Here is a 13,969-nt window from a genome sequence, read left to right as displayed (position 1 = left end):
CGCAGCTCAACATCAAGCGACCCCGCAAGCCGGCCGCACCGATCAGGAAACCTCAGGCATGGATAAACTCGTCATCGTCGGCGGGCAGAAGCTCGCAGGGGAAGTGGCTGTTTCCGGTGCAAAGAATGCGGCGCTGCCCATTCTCTGCGCAGGCCTTCTGAGCGCGGAACCCGTTCATCTCGACAACGTGCCCGACCTCCAGGACGTGCGCACCACGCTCAAGCTGCTTGGCCAGATGGGCGTGCGTACCGAGCAGCACGGCGCGCGCGTGCAGCTCGACGCCTCGAAGGTGAACAATCTCGTCGCGCCGTATGAGCTCGTGAAGACCATGCGCGCGTCGATCCTCGTGCTCGGGCCGCTCGTCGCGCGCTTTGGCGAGGCGAAGGTGTCGCTGCCGGGCGGCTGCGCGATCGGCGCGCGCCCCGTGGATCAGCACATCAAGGGCCTGCAGGCGATGGGCGCCGAGATCAACATCGAGCACGGCTTCATCGAGGCGCGCGCGAAGCGCCTGAAAGGCGCGCGCATCGTCACCGACATGATCACGGTCACCGGCACGGAAAACCTGCTGATGGCCGCCGTGCTCGCCGAGGGCGAGACGGTGATCGAGAACGCCGCGCGCGAGCCCGAAGTGGGCGACCTCGCGCACCTGCTCGTGGCGATGGGCGCGAAGATCGAAGGCATCGGCACCGACCGCCTCGTGATCCAGGGCGTGGACAAGCTCCACGGCGCGCACCACACCGTCATTCCGGACCGTATCGAAGCGGGCACGTTCCTGTGCGCAGTCGCGGCCGCGGGCGGCGACGTCACGCTGCGCCACGTGCGTCCGCACATCCTCGACGCCGTCACCGACAAACTGCGCGAAGCGGGCGTGACGATCGAAGAGGGCGACGACTGGATGCGCGTGCGCATGCACGAGCGCGCGCGCGCCGTGAACGTGCGCACCTCCGAATACCCGGCGTTCCCGACCGACATGCAGGCGCAGTTCATGGCGCTCAACACGATCGCGGACGGCACCTCGCAAGTGGTCGAAAACATCTTCGAAAACCGCTTCATGCACGTGCAGGAACTGAATCGCCTGGGCGCGCACATCACGATCGACGGCAAGACGGCGCTCGTCGCCGGTGTCGAGAAGCTCTCGGGCGCGAAGGTGATGGCAACCGACCTGCGCGCCTCGGCGAGCCTCGTGATCGCGGGCCTGTGCGCGGACGGCGAAACGCTGATCGATCGCATCTATCACCTCGACCGCGGCTACGACCGCATGGAAGAGAAGCTCACGAAGATCGGCGCGAACGTGAAGCGGATCAAGGGGAGCGCGCAATGAGCACGGTCGAGTCCAGGCCCACGCCGGCGGCCGCGGCCAGCGCGCCGCTCACGCTCGCGCTCTCGAAGGGCCGCATCTTCGAGGAGACGATGCCGCTGCTCGCCGCGGCTGGCGTGCATGTGACCGAAGACCCGGAAACCTCGCGCAAGCTCATCCTGCCGACCACCGACCCGAACCTGCGCGTGATCATCGTGCGCGCGACCGACGTGCCCACCTACGTGGAGTACGGCGCGGCCGACTTCGGCGTGGCGGGCAAGGACGTGCTTATCGAGCACGGCGGCGGCGGCCTGTATCAGCCGATCGATCTCGACATCGCGCGCTGCCGTCTTTCGGTGGCCGTGAAGGGCGGCTTTGATTACGCGAATGCGGTGCGCCAGGGCGCGCGCCTGCGCGTGGCGACCAAGTACACGGAAGCCGCGCGCCAGCACTTCGCAGCCAAGGGCGTGCACGTCGACCTCATCAAGCTGTACGGCTCGATGGAGCTCGCACCGCTCGTCGGCCTCGCCGACGCGATCGTCGACCTCGTCAGCACGGGCGGCACGCTGCGTGCGAACAATCTGGTCGAGGTCGAGGAGATCATGGAGATCTCGTCGCGCCTCGTTGTGAATCAGGCAGCGCTCAAGCTCAAGCGCGCCGCGCTGCGGCCCATCATCGACGCGTTCGAACGCGCGTCCCGCGGCGCGCAGGCGAGCTGACAGAGTAGAAGCGAAGGGCAGGCGCAATCACGCGCCGCCTCGCGCGCAGTGCGTCTCAAAAGGCGCCGCGCGCACAACGTAACGGATGGATACCAGCATGGCTATCACGATGCGCAAACTCGATTCCAGCGCCGAAGGCTTCAAGAAGGCGCTGCACGCGGTGCTCGCCTTCGAGGCGAGCGAGGACGAGGCCATCGAGCGCTCCGTCGCGCAGATTCTCGCCGACGTGAAGGCGCGCGGCGACGCCGCCGTGCTCGACTACACGAACCGCTTCGATCGCCTTGCCGCCCCGAGCGTCGCGGCGCTCGAACTGCCGTTCAGCGAACTCGAAGCGGCGCTGGAAAGCCTCGAGCCCAAGCAGCGCGCGGCGCTCGAAGCGGCGGCGGCCCGCGTGCGCGGCTACCACGAGAAGCAGCGCATCGAGTGCGGCTCGCATAGCTGGCAATACACTGAATCCGACGGCACGGTGCTCGGCCAAAAGGTCACACCGCTCGACCGCGTGGGCCTCTATGTGCCCGGCGGCAAGGCCGCGTACCCGTCGTCCGTGCTGATGAACGCCATTCCCGCGCGGGTCGCGGGTGTGCGCGAAATCATCATGGTCGTGCCCACGCCCGATGGCGTGAAGAACCCGCTCGTGCTGGCGGCGGCGCTGCTCGGCGGCGTCGATCGCGTGTTCACGATCGGCGGTGCGCAGGCCGTGGCGGCGCTCGCGTACGGCACGAATACGATCCCGGCCGTCGACAAGATTTGCGGACCGGGCAATGCCTATGTCGCTTCGGCCAAACGCCGCGTGTTCGGCACGGTCGGCATCGACATGATCGCGGGCCCCTCGGAAATCCTCGTGATCTGCGACGGCACGACCGATCCGCGCTGGGTGGCCATGGACCTGTTCTCGCAGGCCGAGCACGACGAGCTCGCGCAGTCCATCTTGCTGTGCCCGGACCCGGGCTTCATCAAGCGCGTGGAAGACGCCATCGACGAGTTGCTGCCCGCGATGCCGCGCGCCGAAGTCATCGCCACGTCCCTCACGAACCGCGGCGCGCTCGTGAAGGTGCGCGACATGGCCGAGGCCTGCGCCATCGCCAACGAGATCGCGCCGGAGCACCTCGAAATCTCGGCGCTGGAGCCGCAGAAGTGGGGCGCCGAAATCCGCCACGCGGGCGCGATCTTCCTTGGCCGCTACACGAGCGAAAGCCTCGGCGACTACTGCGCGGGGCCGAATCACGTGCTTCCTACGTCTCGTACCGCACGTTTCTCGTCGCCGCTTGGCGTCTATGATTTCATCAAGCGCTCGAGCCTCATCGAGGTGAGCGCGGAAGGCGCGCAAACGCTCGGCGAGATCGCAGCCGAGCTGGCCTACGGCGAAGGCCTGCAAGCCCACGCGCGCAGCGCCGAATTCCGCATGAAGCAGGTATAAGGCACGCCTCGCGACTCGCAGAGACCGGTTGAGTGAGCCGTCGCGCAGCATGGAGACGCTGTGCGGCGGCAAGCCCCGCGAGTGCGCGGGGCGCAGCAGTTAGACCTTCAGTTTGACCCGCACGCAGCAGAGACCACGACGATAACCAGGGCAGCCGGCTCGCCGAGCTGCCCGTGCCGGCGGCCCCGCTTTTCGCGAGCCGCCTTTCGACATGACGACACCACAAGACATCATCCGTCGCGACGTGCTCGCGATGACGAGTTACCCCGTGCCCGACGCTTCCGGTTTCGTGAAGCTCGACGCCATGGAGAACCCGTTTGCCCTGCCCGCCGACCTTGCCGCGCAATTGGGCGAACGCCTCGCGGCGGTCGCGCTCAACCGCTATCCCGCGCCGCGCCCCGAGGCGCTGATCGCGAAGCTCAAGCAGACGATGCGCGTGCCGGCCGACTGCGACGTGCTGCTCGGCAACGGCTCGGACGAGATCATCAGCATGATCACCATGGCGTGCGCGAAGCCGGGCGCGAAGGTGCTCGCGCCGGTGCCGGGCTTCGTCATGTACGCGATGTCGGCGAAGTTTGCGCAGCTGGAGTTCGTCGGTGTGCCGCTCAAGAGCGACTTCACGCTCGACCTCGAAGCGACGCTCGCGGCGATCGCTCAGCACACGCCCGCCGTGATCTGGCTGGCATACCCGAACAACCCCACGGGCACGCTGTTCGACGACGCCGACATCGAGCGCGTGATCGCGGCGGCTGAAGAGGCGAAGAGCCTCGTGGTGATCGACGAGGCTTACCAGCCGTTCGCGATGCAAAGCTGGATGCCGCGCGCGGGCGAGTTCGACAACGTCGTCGTGATGCGCACGATGTCGAAGCTCGGGCTCGCGGGCATCCGCCTCGGCTATCTGGCCGGGCGTGCGTCGTGGCTCAACGAATTCGACAAGGTGCGCCCGCCCTACAACGTGAACGTGCTCACGCAGGCGGCGGCGGATCTGCTGCTCGACCATATCGATGTGCTCGATGCGCAGGCCGCGCAGCTGCGCGCGCAACGTGCGACGCTGGCCGGCGAAGTGGCGAAGCTGCCGGGCGCCCAGGTGTTCGAAAGCGCGGGCAATTTCCTGCTCGTGCGCGTGCCCGACGCGGCGGCGGTTTTTGACACGCTGCTGTCTGCCCGGATTCTGATCAAAAACGTGGGTAAAATGCACCCATTGCTTGCGAACTGTGTGCGCCTGACCGTTGGCACCCCCGACGAAAACGCGCAATTGCTCGCTGCCCTGAAGCTCGTGCTCCGTTAAGTCGAAGCTTCGTTCTCCCACTCTCCTGTTACGGGCTGTTTGAAGGAAATTGCCATGCGCGTCGCGCAAGTCGTTCGCAACACCAGCGAAACGCAAATCCGCGTGAAACTCAATCTGGACGGCACCGGCGAGCAAAAGCTCGCGACCGGCGTGCCGTTTCTCGACCACATGCTCGACCAGATCGCACGACACGGTCTGATCGATCTGGACATCGAGGCGCATGGCGACACGCATATCGACGACCACCATACGGTGGAAGACGTCGGCATCACGCTCGGCCAGGCGGTGGCGCAGGCCATTGGCGACAAGAAGGGCATTCGCCGTTACGGCCACGCCTATGTGCCGCTCGACGAAGCGCTCTCGCGCGTCGTGATCGACTTCTCGGGCCGTCCGGGCCTCGAATTCCACGTGCCGTTCACGCGCGCGCGCATCGGCACGTTCGACGTCGACCTGTCGATCGAGTTCTTCCGCGGCTTCGTGAACCACGCCGGCGTGACGCTGCACATCGACAATCTGCGCGGCCTCAACGCGCACCATCAGATGGAAACCGTGTTCAAGGCATTCGGCCGCGCGCTGCGCCAGGCCGCCGAACTGGACGAACGTCAGGCGGGCAAGATTCCGTCGACGAAGGGCAGCCTCTAAGCGACGCCTTTCACCGACCGGGAGGCGGGCCGCGCTGCGCGCACTGTGCCGGGGCGTGCCTGAGCAGGACTTCGGCCCCGGCGCGCCGGGGCCGTCGCCCACATGCGGCATGCGCGCCACATTAGCCGTTCGGCTTATGGGCTTGCACGCGCCGACTGGCGTACATTGACGGCTTCGAAGGCAGATCAGGGCACATCGCGGCGCACATGCGCCCACACAGCCAGGGGCAAGGCCTTTTGAGCAGGCCGGATTCGAGATGAAAACTTCAATTGCGATTGTTGATTATGGAATGGGCAACCTGCGTTCGGTGGCCCAGGCGCTGAGGCAGGCCGCGCCGGAAGCCGACGTGGCCATCGTCGAGCGTCCCGAGGCGATCCGTGCTGCCGACCGCGTGGTGCTGCCGGGGCAGGGCGCGATGCCCGACTGCATGCGCAGCCTCGCCGAGTCGGGCCTGCAGGATGCCGTGCTCGAAGCCTCGCGCACGAAGCCGCTCATGGGCGTGTGCGTGGGCGAGCAAATGCTGTTCGACTGGAGCGCGGAAGGCGACACGAAGGGCTTGGGCCTGCTGCCCGGCAAGGTCGTGCGCTTCGATCTGCAAGGCCAGTTGCAGGATGACGGCTCGCGCTTCAAGGTCCCGCAAATGGGCTGGAACCGCGTGCGCCAGGCGCGCGCGCACGCCCTGTGGGACGGTGTGCCCGACGAAAGCTTCTTCTACTTCGTGCACAGCTACTATGTGGTTCCGGCGGATGCGGCGCACACCGTGGGCGAAACGCCGTACGGCGCGGCCTTTACCTCGGCAGTGGCGCGGGATAACATCTTCGCCACCCAATTCCACCCGGAAAAGAGCGCCGCTGCAGGCTTGCGCGTCTATCGCAACTTCGTCCACTGGAACCCCTGATTTCCTGCGGCGCTGACGCTCGCAGCCGCCTTTGCGCACGAGCGCAGCGGCATTCGATTTGCGTGGGCAAGGCCGCCGAAAGAGTTGTACTAAACTAGCGAAACGGCGTCGGATCGGGCCTTTTTTCCGCCGGCGCTGCAGACTTCAACCTCATTCCCAGACACACCCGAAGCTATGCTGCTGATTCCGGCCATCGATCTCAAAGACGGTCACTGCGTGCGCCTCAAACAAGGCGATATGGACCAGGCGACGATTTTCTCCGAGGAACCGGCGGCTATGGCCCGACACTGGGTCGAGCGCGGCGCGCGGCGCCTGCACCTGGTCGACCTCAACGGCGCGTTCGCCGGCAAGCCGAAGAACGAAGACGCGATTCGCGAGATCATCCGCGCAGTCGGCGACGAGATCCCCGTGCAGCTTGGCGGCGGCATCCGCGACCTCGACACCATCGAGCGTTATCTCGACGACGGCCTGTCGTATGTGATCATCGGCACCGCCGCCGTGAAGAATCCGGGCTTCCTCCAGGAAGCATGCACCGCATTCGGGGGCCATATCATCGTCGGCCTCGACGCGAAAGACGGCAAAGTTGCGACGGACGGCTGGAGCAAGCTCACGGGCCACGAAGTCGTGGACCTCGCGCGCAAGTTCGAGGACTACGGCGCCGAGTCGATCATCTACACCGACATCGGCCGGGACGGCATGCTTCAGGGCATCAACATCGAAGCGACGGTGCGCCTCGCGCGCGCGGTGAAGATTCCGATCATCGCGAGCGGCGGTCTTTCCAACCTCGCCGATATCGACGCACTGTGCGAGGTCGAGGACGAAGGCGTGGAAGGCGTGATCTGCGGCCGCGCGATCTACTCGGGCGACCTCGATTTCAACGCCGCGCAAACGCGCGCAGACAGCCTGCGCGAATCGGACGACGCGTAAAGCGTCGTATGCCGGCCTCCGTCACTGGAGGCCTTTTGTTTTTGGCGCTGCGCCGCCATCTCCATGGGGACTGGCGCTCGCGCGGGATAATTTCGCCTCGAGGCGCAAGGCAAGGCGCAAAGCGCGCGACAATGGGCTGCGCGCCACGCCCGAACCGGGCCCGGCAGCCTTCTCGCGAAAGGTGCTCGCCGCACACACACCGACTGGCAACTTCGGCAAGATCATGGCTCTACCCAAACGCATTATCCCCTGCCTCGACGTGACCGCCGGGCGCGTCGTCAAGGGCGTCAATTTCGTCGAACTGCGCGACGCGGGCGACCCCGTCGAAATCGCACGCCGCTACGACGACCAGGGCGCCGACGAACTCACGTTCCTCGACATCACCGCGACCTCCGACCAGCGCGACCTGATCCTGCCGATCATCGAGGCGGTGGCTTCGCAGGTCTTTATTCCGCTCACCGTGGGCGGCGGCGTGCGCGCCGTGGCGGACGTGCGGCGCCTGCTCAACGCCGGTGCCGACAAGGTCAGCATGAACTCGTCGGCGGTCGCCAATCCGCAGCTCGTGCGCGATTCCGCCGACAAATACGGCTCGCAATGCATCGTCGTCGCCATCGACGCGAAGCGGACATCGGCGCCGGGCGAACCCGCGCGCTGGGAAGTGTTTACGCACGGCGGGCGCAAGGCCACGGGCATCGACGCCGTGGAATGGGCGCGCAAGATGGCCGAGCTGGGCGCGGGCGAAATCCTGCTCACGAGCATGGACCGCGACGGCACGAAGAGCGGCTTCGACCTCGCGCTCACGTGCGCGGTGTCCGACGCGGTGCCGATTCCCGTGATCGCCTCGGGCGGCGTGGGCGGCCTGCAGGATCTCGCGGACGGCATCGTCAAGGGCCATGCCGACGCCGTGCTGGCGGCGAGCATCTTCCACTATGGCGAGCACACGGTGGGCGAGGCGAAGCGCTTCATGGCCGACCAGGGCATTTCGGTGAGGATGTAACGCGATGAGCAACACTCAAACCGGCAAATCCGATAACGACCTTGCCAATGCCAACTGGCTCGACAAGGTCAACTGGGACGCCAACGGCCTCGTGCCCGTGATCGCGCAGGAAGCCGCCACGGGCGACGTCCTGATGTTCGCGTGGATGAACCGCGAAGCGCTCGCCAAGACGGTCGAGCTGCGCCGTGCGGTGTACTTCTCGCGCTCGCGCCAGCGCCTGTGGTTCAAGGGCGAGGAGTCGGGCCACGTGCAGCACGTGAGCGACATCCGCCTCGACTGCGACGAAGACGTCGTCCTGCTCAAGATCGAGCAGGTCTCGGGCATTGCGTGCCACACGGGCCGCCACTCGTGCTTTTTCCAGCAATTCGAAGGCACCGTCGACGAAGGCCGCTGGGTCGCCGTCGACCCGGTGCTGAAAGACCCCGAACACATCTACAAATGACGCAACTGAACACCAACGACACCCTGCTGCGCCTCGCGGCGGTGATCGACAGCCGCAAGGGCGGCGATCCGGACGCCTCCTACGTCGCGCGCCTGTTTCACAAGGGCGACGACGCGGTGCTCAAGAAGGTCGGCGAAGAGGCGACCGAAGTCGTGCTGGCCGCGAAAGACGTGCGTCAGGGCGGCGCACCGAAGGCGCTGGTCGGCGAGATGGCCGACCTGTGGTTCCACTGCCTCGTTACGCTCTCGCACTTTGATCTGAGTCCCGCCGACGTGCTCGCGGAACTGGAACGTCGCGAAGGCCTTTCGGGTCTCGAGGAAAAGGCGCTGCGCAAGAGCCGCGAGCGCGAAGAGAGCGGCGAGTGAAGGTTGCCGTGCAGCGCACCCACTAACAGAACGATGGCTTTGCATGGAACCGGAGTAAGGGCTAAAGCCCTAAGTCCGGATCGACAGGAGATGAACAACATGTCCACGTCCGGCGACTATCCGCCCCCTTCGTACCGCAACGGCGTTGACGCGGACCGTTTGCGCAGCCTGCGTACTTTCACGCATGTGCTGTACGCGCTCTATGCGGTGTACTGGCTGACCGGCGGCATTTCGGTGCTGGTGGCGATCATCCTGAATTACCTCAAACGCGACGAAGCGCTCGGCACGCCCTATGAGCAGCACTTCACGTGGCAAATCCGCACGTTCTGGCTCGGTCTGGCCGGCCATCTGATCGGCGGCGTGCTCATCTTCGTGCTGGTCGGCATTCCAATTTTGTGGGCTGTCGCAATCTGGACGTTGTACCGTATCATCAAAGGCTGGCTGTACTTGTACGACAACAAGCCGCTGCACAACCCGCGCGCCTGGTTCTGAAGGCTCCGGGGGCGCGTGCGGCTTTGCTCACCAGGAGCACCATGAGTCACGACCGCAGCACCTGTCTCTTCTGCAAGATTGCCGACGGCCATATTCCCAGCACACGGGTGTACGAGGACGACGAGTTCGTCGCCTTCCGCGACATCCGGCCTGCAGCCGAGACACACGTCCTCGTGATTCCGCGCCAGCATATTTCCACCCTCGCCGATTGCGGTGAAAACGACGCACCGCTGCTTGGTAGAATGTTTGTATTGGTCGCGCGGCTCGCAAGGGAATTGGGCGTCTCGTACACGGGCGGCGAAACCGGGTTTCGGACGGTGGTGAATACGGGGCCGGGCGGCGGGCAGGAGGTCTACCATCTGCACGCGCATTTGCTCGCTGGGCCGCGTCCGTGGCACCGCATGGGCTGAGTGCCGGCGGCGCTGAAAGTCGGTATAAATGACGGATGGCGTGGGTCTCACTGAAGCGTCGCGCTAAAGGGTCGCACGCCACGTCCATGCAACATCGAACAGGCACAATTTATCGCGTTGCGCAGTTCGCGCGGCGGCGGGGTTAAGGAGAGAGTCAATCATGGGTTCGTTGAGCATTTGGCACTGGCTGATCGTCTTGTTGATCGTTGCGCTCGTCTTCGGCACCAAGAAACTGCGCAATATCGGTAGCGATCTGGGCGGTGCGGTGAAGGGTTTCAAGGAAGGCATGCGCGAGAACGAAGGCGCCGGTGCGGACGCGCAAAAGCGCGAACTCCCGGCCGACGGCGGTGCGGTCGACGTCGAAGCCAAGGACAAGACGCAGCGCTCGAACGACTACCGCTAAAACGTGTGGCGGCTGATTTTTTGCCGCCACTGGTTTTTCCGCTTGTTTCTCGCTTGTTTCCCGCTTGTTTCCATTAAGGCAGCCAAGGCTGACGGAAAACTCCATTCATGCTCGATCTCGGTTTAACCAAGATGGCGCTGATCGGCGTGGTCGCGCTGGTCGTTCTCGGGCCGGAGCGGCTGCCGCGGGTCGCACGCACGGCCGGCGCGCTGTTCGGGCGCGCGCAGCGCTATATCAACGACGTCAAGGCGGAAGTCACGCGCGAGATCGAACTCGACGAGTTGCGCCGCATGAAGACCGAGTTCGAGGCGGCGGCGCAGAACGTCGAGAAGAACGTTCAGGACAATCTGCGCAAGCATGAAAGCGAGTTGAACGACGCGTGGAACGCGGGCACGTCGGTGTCGCCGAGCATCGCAGGCGGCGCGGATCCTGCCAGCGTGGAAGGCGCCGCCAACGTGTTGGACGGCGTCGCCACGCAATCAGGATGGCGCTCCGGCAACGCAGGCGCGAGCGGTGCGAAGCGCAAGAACTGGCGTGTGAAGCAAAGCGCCGCGCCGGCCTGGTACAAACGCGCCACGCTGCGCCGCACGCGGGTGCAATCGGGCGCTGCGCGCGTGGCGCAGCATACCCCGGCGAGCCTGCGCCGGCCCACGCGGTTCTTCTGACGCGGATCCGCCTTTGCGCACGACCATTTCCAACCGAGGGCCGGTGTGAGCGACCCCCAGCAAAAACTGGAAGAAGGCTCCGAAGAGACCTTCATTTCCCATCTCGTCGAACTGCGCGACCGCATCATTCGCGCAGGCGTTGCCGTGATCGTCGTGTTCGTCGGGCTCGTCTACTGGGCGCCCGACATATTCCGGCTGCTTGCGCGTCCGCTCATGCAGAACCTGCCGCGCGACGGCAAGATGATCGTCACCGACGTGACCGGCTCGTTCTTCGTGCCCATGAAGGTCACGATGCTCGTGGCCTTCGTGATCGCACTGCCGGTCGTGCTCTACCAGATCTGGGCGTTCGTCGCCCCCGGCCTATACCAGCACGAAAAGAAGCTCGTCGTGCCGCTCGTGGCGAGTAGCTACACGCTCTTCCTGTGCGGCATGGCGTTCGCGTATTTCGTGGTGTTCCCGACCATCTTCCGCGTGATGGCGCACTACAACGCGCCCCTCGGCGCGGAGATGACGACCGATATCAACAATTACCTGAGCTTCGTGCTCACCATGTTCATCGCGTTCGGTGTGACCTTCGAGGTGCCGATCATCGTCGTGTTGCTCGTGCGCATGGGCGTGGTCACCGTGAAGAAGCTCAAGCAGGTCCGGCCCTACGTGATCGTTGGCGCGTTCATCGTCGCGGCAGTGGTAACGCCGCCGGACGTGTTCTCGCAGCTCATTCTCGCGCTGCCACTCATCATCCTGTACGAGCTGGGCATTATCGCGGCGCGTATCTTCGTCGGCACTGGCGAGAAGAAGCCCGCGGACGAGAGTCAGGCGGCGAGCTAGCCCCGCTGGCTTAGCGGAGAAAAAGCCGCAGGAAAGCAAAAGGCCGCGAACCCACGTTCGCGGCCTTTTCGTTTTCTGCTTGCGGGCAGGGCGCGACGCCCCACCTGCGGTGTGACATCAACCTCCGTCGTCGCCTTCGCCGTCTTCCTGGGCCGGCTGCTTCGGCGGCGGCGGGCGCTTGCCGATCAGAACGTCGAGATCCATGTCCTTGTTCTTGCGCACGAGGTGGATCTTCGCGTCCGAGCCCGGCTTGATCTGCGCGATGACGTTCAGGAGGCGCGTGGTGTCGGTGATGGCCTCACCGTTCACCGAGGTCAGGACGTCGCCCGGCTTGATGCCGGCCTTGTCGGCGGGGCCGCCCTGCAGCACGCCTGCGACGATCGCGCCCGACTTCTCCTTGAGCCCGAAAGAGTCGGCAATCTCAGGCGTCACGTCCTGTGGCTCCACGCCGATCCAGCCGCGCGTGACCGAACCCGAGGTGATGATGCTCTCCAGCACGCTGCGCGCCGTGGAAACGGGAATCGCGAAGCCGATGCCGAGCGAGCCGCCCGAGCGCGAGTAGATGGCCGTGTTGATGCCGAGCAGGTTGCCGTTCACGTCGACGAGCGCGCCGCCCGAGTTGCCCGGATTGATCGGCGCGTCCGTCTGAATGAAGTTTTCGAACGTGTTGATGCCGAGGTGATTGCGGCCCAGCGCGCTGATGATGCCCATCGTGACCGTCTGGCCCACGCCGAACGGGTTGCCGATGGCGAGCACGACGTCGCCCACGCGCGTCTGGTCCATGCGGCCGAGCGTGATGGTGGGCAGGTTTGGCAGATTGATCTTGAGCACCGCGAGATCGGTTTCCGGGTCGATGCCGATCACTTTGGCGTTGGTGGTGCGGCCGTCGGAAAGCGCGATTTCGATCTGGTCCGCGCCGTCGATTACGTGCTGGTTCGTTAGAATGTAACCGTCCGGACTGACAATGACGCCCGAACCGAGGTTGGCGGCAGGCTGCTCCTGCTGCTTCTGGTTTTTGTTGCGTTCGCCGAAGAAGTAGCGAAATAGCGGGTCGTTCTGGCGGGGATCGGGCGGCAGCGACCCATCCTTGCTCGAGAACACGTTGACGACCGCGGGCATGGCCTTCTGGGCGGCGTCCGCATAGGAGCCCTGGGCGGCGCCTCCACCAATACCTGGCGCCACTTCCCGCAGTGCGACGATCGGTTCGGCAAGCTGCTTGCCGAACTGCCCCTGGTGCTGCAGCCACTGCGGTTTGAGCGTGGCGATGATGAACATCAACGCCAGCAGGACCGTCACCGCCTGGGCGAAGAACAGCCAAAAGCGTCTAAGCATCTGAAGATTAGAGGATTATATGGATCGGATCGAACTGGAATTGTATCTGAACAATCTTCTGGAATCCGCGCGGTTCAAGGACTACTGCCCCAATGGCTTGCAGGTCGAAGGGCGGCGGCGCGTACAGAAGATCGCCACGGGCGTGACCGCTTCGCTCGCCTTCCTCGAAGCGGCGCTCGAGTGGGGCGCCGATGCCGTGCTCGTGCACCACGGTTACTTCTGGAAGAACGAAGCGCCGCAAATTACGGGCCGCAAGTACCGGCGTTTGAAGACGCTGCTCGCGAACGATATCAACCTGTTCGCCTACCATCTGCCGCTGGACTGCCATCCCGAACTGGGCAATAACGCGCAGTTGGGCGCCCGATTCGGCTGGATCGGCGAACAACGCTTCGGCGACCAGGATCTTGGCTGGATGGCCACGCTGCCCATGCCGATCACGCTCGCGCACTTTACCGCCGAGGTCGAGCAGACGCTCGGCCGCTCGCCGCTCGTGCTCGGCGACCCCGACTGGCAACTGCGCCGCGTGGCCTGGTGCACGGGCGCGGCGCAAAGTCTCTTCGACGCGGCGATCGACGCCGGCGCCGACGTCTTCCTCACCGGCGAAATCTCCGAGCCGATCACGCACACCTCGGCGGAAAGCGGCGTGGCGTTCCTCGCCGCGGGCCACCACGCAACCGAGCGGTTCGGTGTGCAGGCAGTGGGCGCGCACCTCTCGGAAGCCTTCGACATCGAGCATCTTTTCATCGATATCGACAATCCCGTTTGATTGCGCATTCGGCGCAAATTGCCGTGGCGCAGCATCGTTTTATTCATAAGGCATTTACAAGCTGAAAAGAAAGTGGCCCTC

Annotated in this window: 17 protein-coding genes; 16 read left to right on the top strand and 1 reads right to left on the bottom strand. The window is 65.0% G+C overall.

Going from position 1 to position 13,969, the window contains the following annotated elements:
• Window positions 1–58 precede the first annotated feature (58 nt).
• The 15 genes from murA to tatC all read left to right on the top strand — a co-directional run bounded on the left by murA (window position 59) and on the right by tatC (window position 11,790).
• Window positions 59–1,321 (top strand): UDP-N-acetylglucosamine 1-carboxyvinyltransferase, encoded by a 1,263-nt coding sequence (murA, locus tag M3I56_RS24870; RefSeq protein WP_133186226.1) that lies wholly within the window; start codon window positions 59–61, stop codon window positions 1,319–1,321.
• Window positions 1,318–2,016, top strand: coding sequence for an ATP phosphoribosyltransferase (hisG, locus tag M3I56_RS24865; RefSeq protein ID WP_254356214.1), 699 nt, complete (start codon window positions 1,318–1,320; stop codon window positions 2,014–2,016). Before murA ends, hisG begins: the two co-directional genes overlap by 4 nt.
• Window positions 2,017–2,113: 97 nt before the next feature.
• Complete coding sequence (gene hisD, locus M3I56_RS24860; protein WP_254356213.1) at window positions 2,114–3,433, top strand: histidinol dehydrogenase; 1,320 nt, start codon at window positions 2,114–2,116, stop codon at window positions 3,431–3,433.
• A 211-nt stretch (window positions 3,434–3,644) separates the two neighbouring features.
• Window positions 3,645–4,721, top strand: a complete 1,077-nt coding sequence (hisC, locus tag M3I56_RS24855) for a histidinol-phosphate transaminase (protein ID WP_254356212.1) — start codon at window positions 3,645–3,647, stop codon at window positions 4,719–4,721.
• 54 nt (window positions 4,722–4,775) lie between these two features.
• Window positions 4,776–5,363, top strand: coding sequence for an imidazoleglycerol-phosphate dehydratase HisB (hisB, locus tag M3I56_RS24850; protein ID WP_028206573.1), 588 nt, complete (start codon window positions 4,776–4,778; stop codon window positions 5,361–5,363).
• A 256-nt stretch (window positions 5,364–5,619) separates the two neighbouring features.
• Window positions 5,620–6,261: an imidazole glycerol phosphate synthase subunit HisH gene (gene hisH, locus M3I56_RS24845; protein ID WP_254356211.1), complete on the top strand. Its 642-nt coding sequence runs from the start codon at window positions 5,620–5,622 to the stop codon at window positions 6,259–6,261.
• Window positions 6,262–6,435: 174 nt separating this feature from the next.
• Window positions 6,436–7,188: a 1-(5-phosphoribosyl)-5-[(5-phosphoribosylamino)methylideneamino]imidazole-4-carboxamide isomerase gene (gene hisA / locus M3I56_RS24840; protein WP_254356210.1), complete on the top strand. Its 753-nt coding sequence runs from the start codon at window positions 6,436–6,438 to the stop codon at window positions 7,186–7,188.
• A 223-nt stretch (window positions 7,189–7,411) separates the two neighbouring features.
• Window positions 7,412–8,185 (top strand): imidazole glycerol phosphate synthase subunit HisF, encoded by a 774-nt coding sequence (gene hisF / locus M3I56_RS24835; RefSeq protein WP_254336986.1) that lies wholly within the window; start codon window positions 7,412–7,414, stop codon window positions 8,183–8,185.
• 4 nt (window positions 8,186–8,189) lie between these two features.
• On the top strand, window positions 8,190–8,627 hold the full coding sequence (hisI, locus tag M3I56_RS24830; protein ID WP_254356209.1) for a phosphoribosyl-AMP cyclohydrolase: 438 nt from the start codon (window positions 8,190–8,192) through the stop codon (window positions 8,625–8,627).
• Window positions 8,624–8,992, top strand: coding sequence for a phosphoribosyl-ATP diphosphatase (locus tag M3I56_RS24825; protein ID WP_028206578.1), 369 nt, complete (start codon window positions 8,624–8,626; stop codon window positions 8,990–8,992). The genes hisI and M3I56_RS24825 overlap by 4 nt, the downstream gene beginning before the upstream one ends.
• 99 nt (window positions 8,993–9,091) lie before the next feature.
• The gene (locus M3I56_RS24820) at window positions 9,092–9,484 is read left to right on the top strand and encodes a membrane protein (protein ID WP_028206579.1); all 393 of its coding nucleotides are present in this window, start codon (window positions 9,092–9,094) and stop codon (window positions 9,482–9,484) included.
• A 41-nt stretch (window positions 9,485–9,525) separates the two neighbouring features.
• Window positions 9,526–9,894 carry a histidine triad nucleotide-binding protein gene (locus M3I56_RS24815; protein WP_028206580.1) on the top strand — a complete coding sequence of 123 codons (369 nt, stop codon included), beginning with the start codon at window positions 9,526–9,528 and terminating at the stop codon, window positions 9,892–9,894.
• A gap of 160 nt (window positions 9,895–10,054) precedes the next feature.
• Window positions 10,055–10,297 carry a Sec-independent protein translocase subunit TatA gene (tatA, locus tag M3I56_RS24810; protein WP_254356208.1) on the top strand — a complete coding sequence of 81 codons (243 nt, stop codon included), beginning with the start codon at window positions 10,055–10,057 and terminating at the stop codon, window positions 10,295–10,297.
• 107 nt (window positions 10,298–10,404) lie between these two features.
• Entirely contained in the window at window positions 10,405–10,962 is a 558-nt protein-coding gene (gene tatB, locus M3I56_RS24805) for a Sec-independent protein translocase protein TatB (RefSeq protein WP_254356207.1), read from the top strand.
• A gap of 45 nt (window positions 10,963–11,007) precedes the next feature.
• Complete coding sequence (gene tatC / locus M3I56_RS24800; RefSeq protein ID WP_254356206.1) at window positions 11,008–11,790, top strand: twin-arginine translocase subunit TatC; 783 nt, start codon at window positions 11,008–11,010, stop codon at window positions 11,788–11,790.
• A gap of 117 nt (window positions 11,791–11,907) precedes the next feature.
• On the opposite strand, the gene M3I56_RS24795 is transcribed toward tatC, so the two are convergent.
• On the bottom strand, window positions 11,908–13,122 hold the full coding sequence (locus M3I56_RS24795; RefSeq protein ID WP_254356205.1) for a Do family serine endopeptidase: 1,215 nt from the start codon (window positions 13,120–13,122) through the stop codon (window positions 11,908–11,910).
• A 19-nt stretch (window positions 13,123–13,141) separates the two neighbouring features.
• Here M3I56_RS24795 and M3I56_RS24790 point away from each other — a divergent pair, with 19 nt between their 5' ends.
• Complete coding sequence (locus M3I56_RS24790; RefSeq protein ID WP_254356204.1) at window positions 13,142–13,888, top strand: Nif3-like dinuclear metal center hexameric protein; 747 nt, start codon at window positions 13,142–13,144, stop codon at window positions 13,886–13,888.
• Window positions 13,889–13,969 lie beyond the last annotated feature (81 nt).

It is taken from the genome of Paraburkholderia sp. CNPSo 3281, from assembly GCF_024206515.1.
GTDB classification, from domain to species: Bacteria; Pseudomonadota; Gammaproteobacteria; order Burkholderiales; family Burkholderiaceae; genus Paraburkholderia; species Paraburkholderia nodosa.
This window is presented reverse-complemented; position numbering and strand designations above follow the sequence as displayed.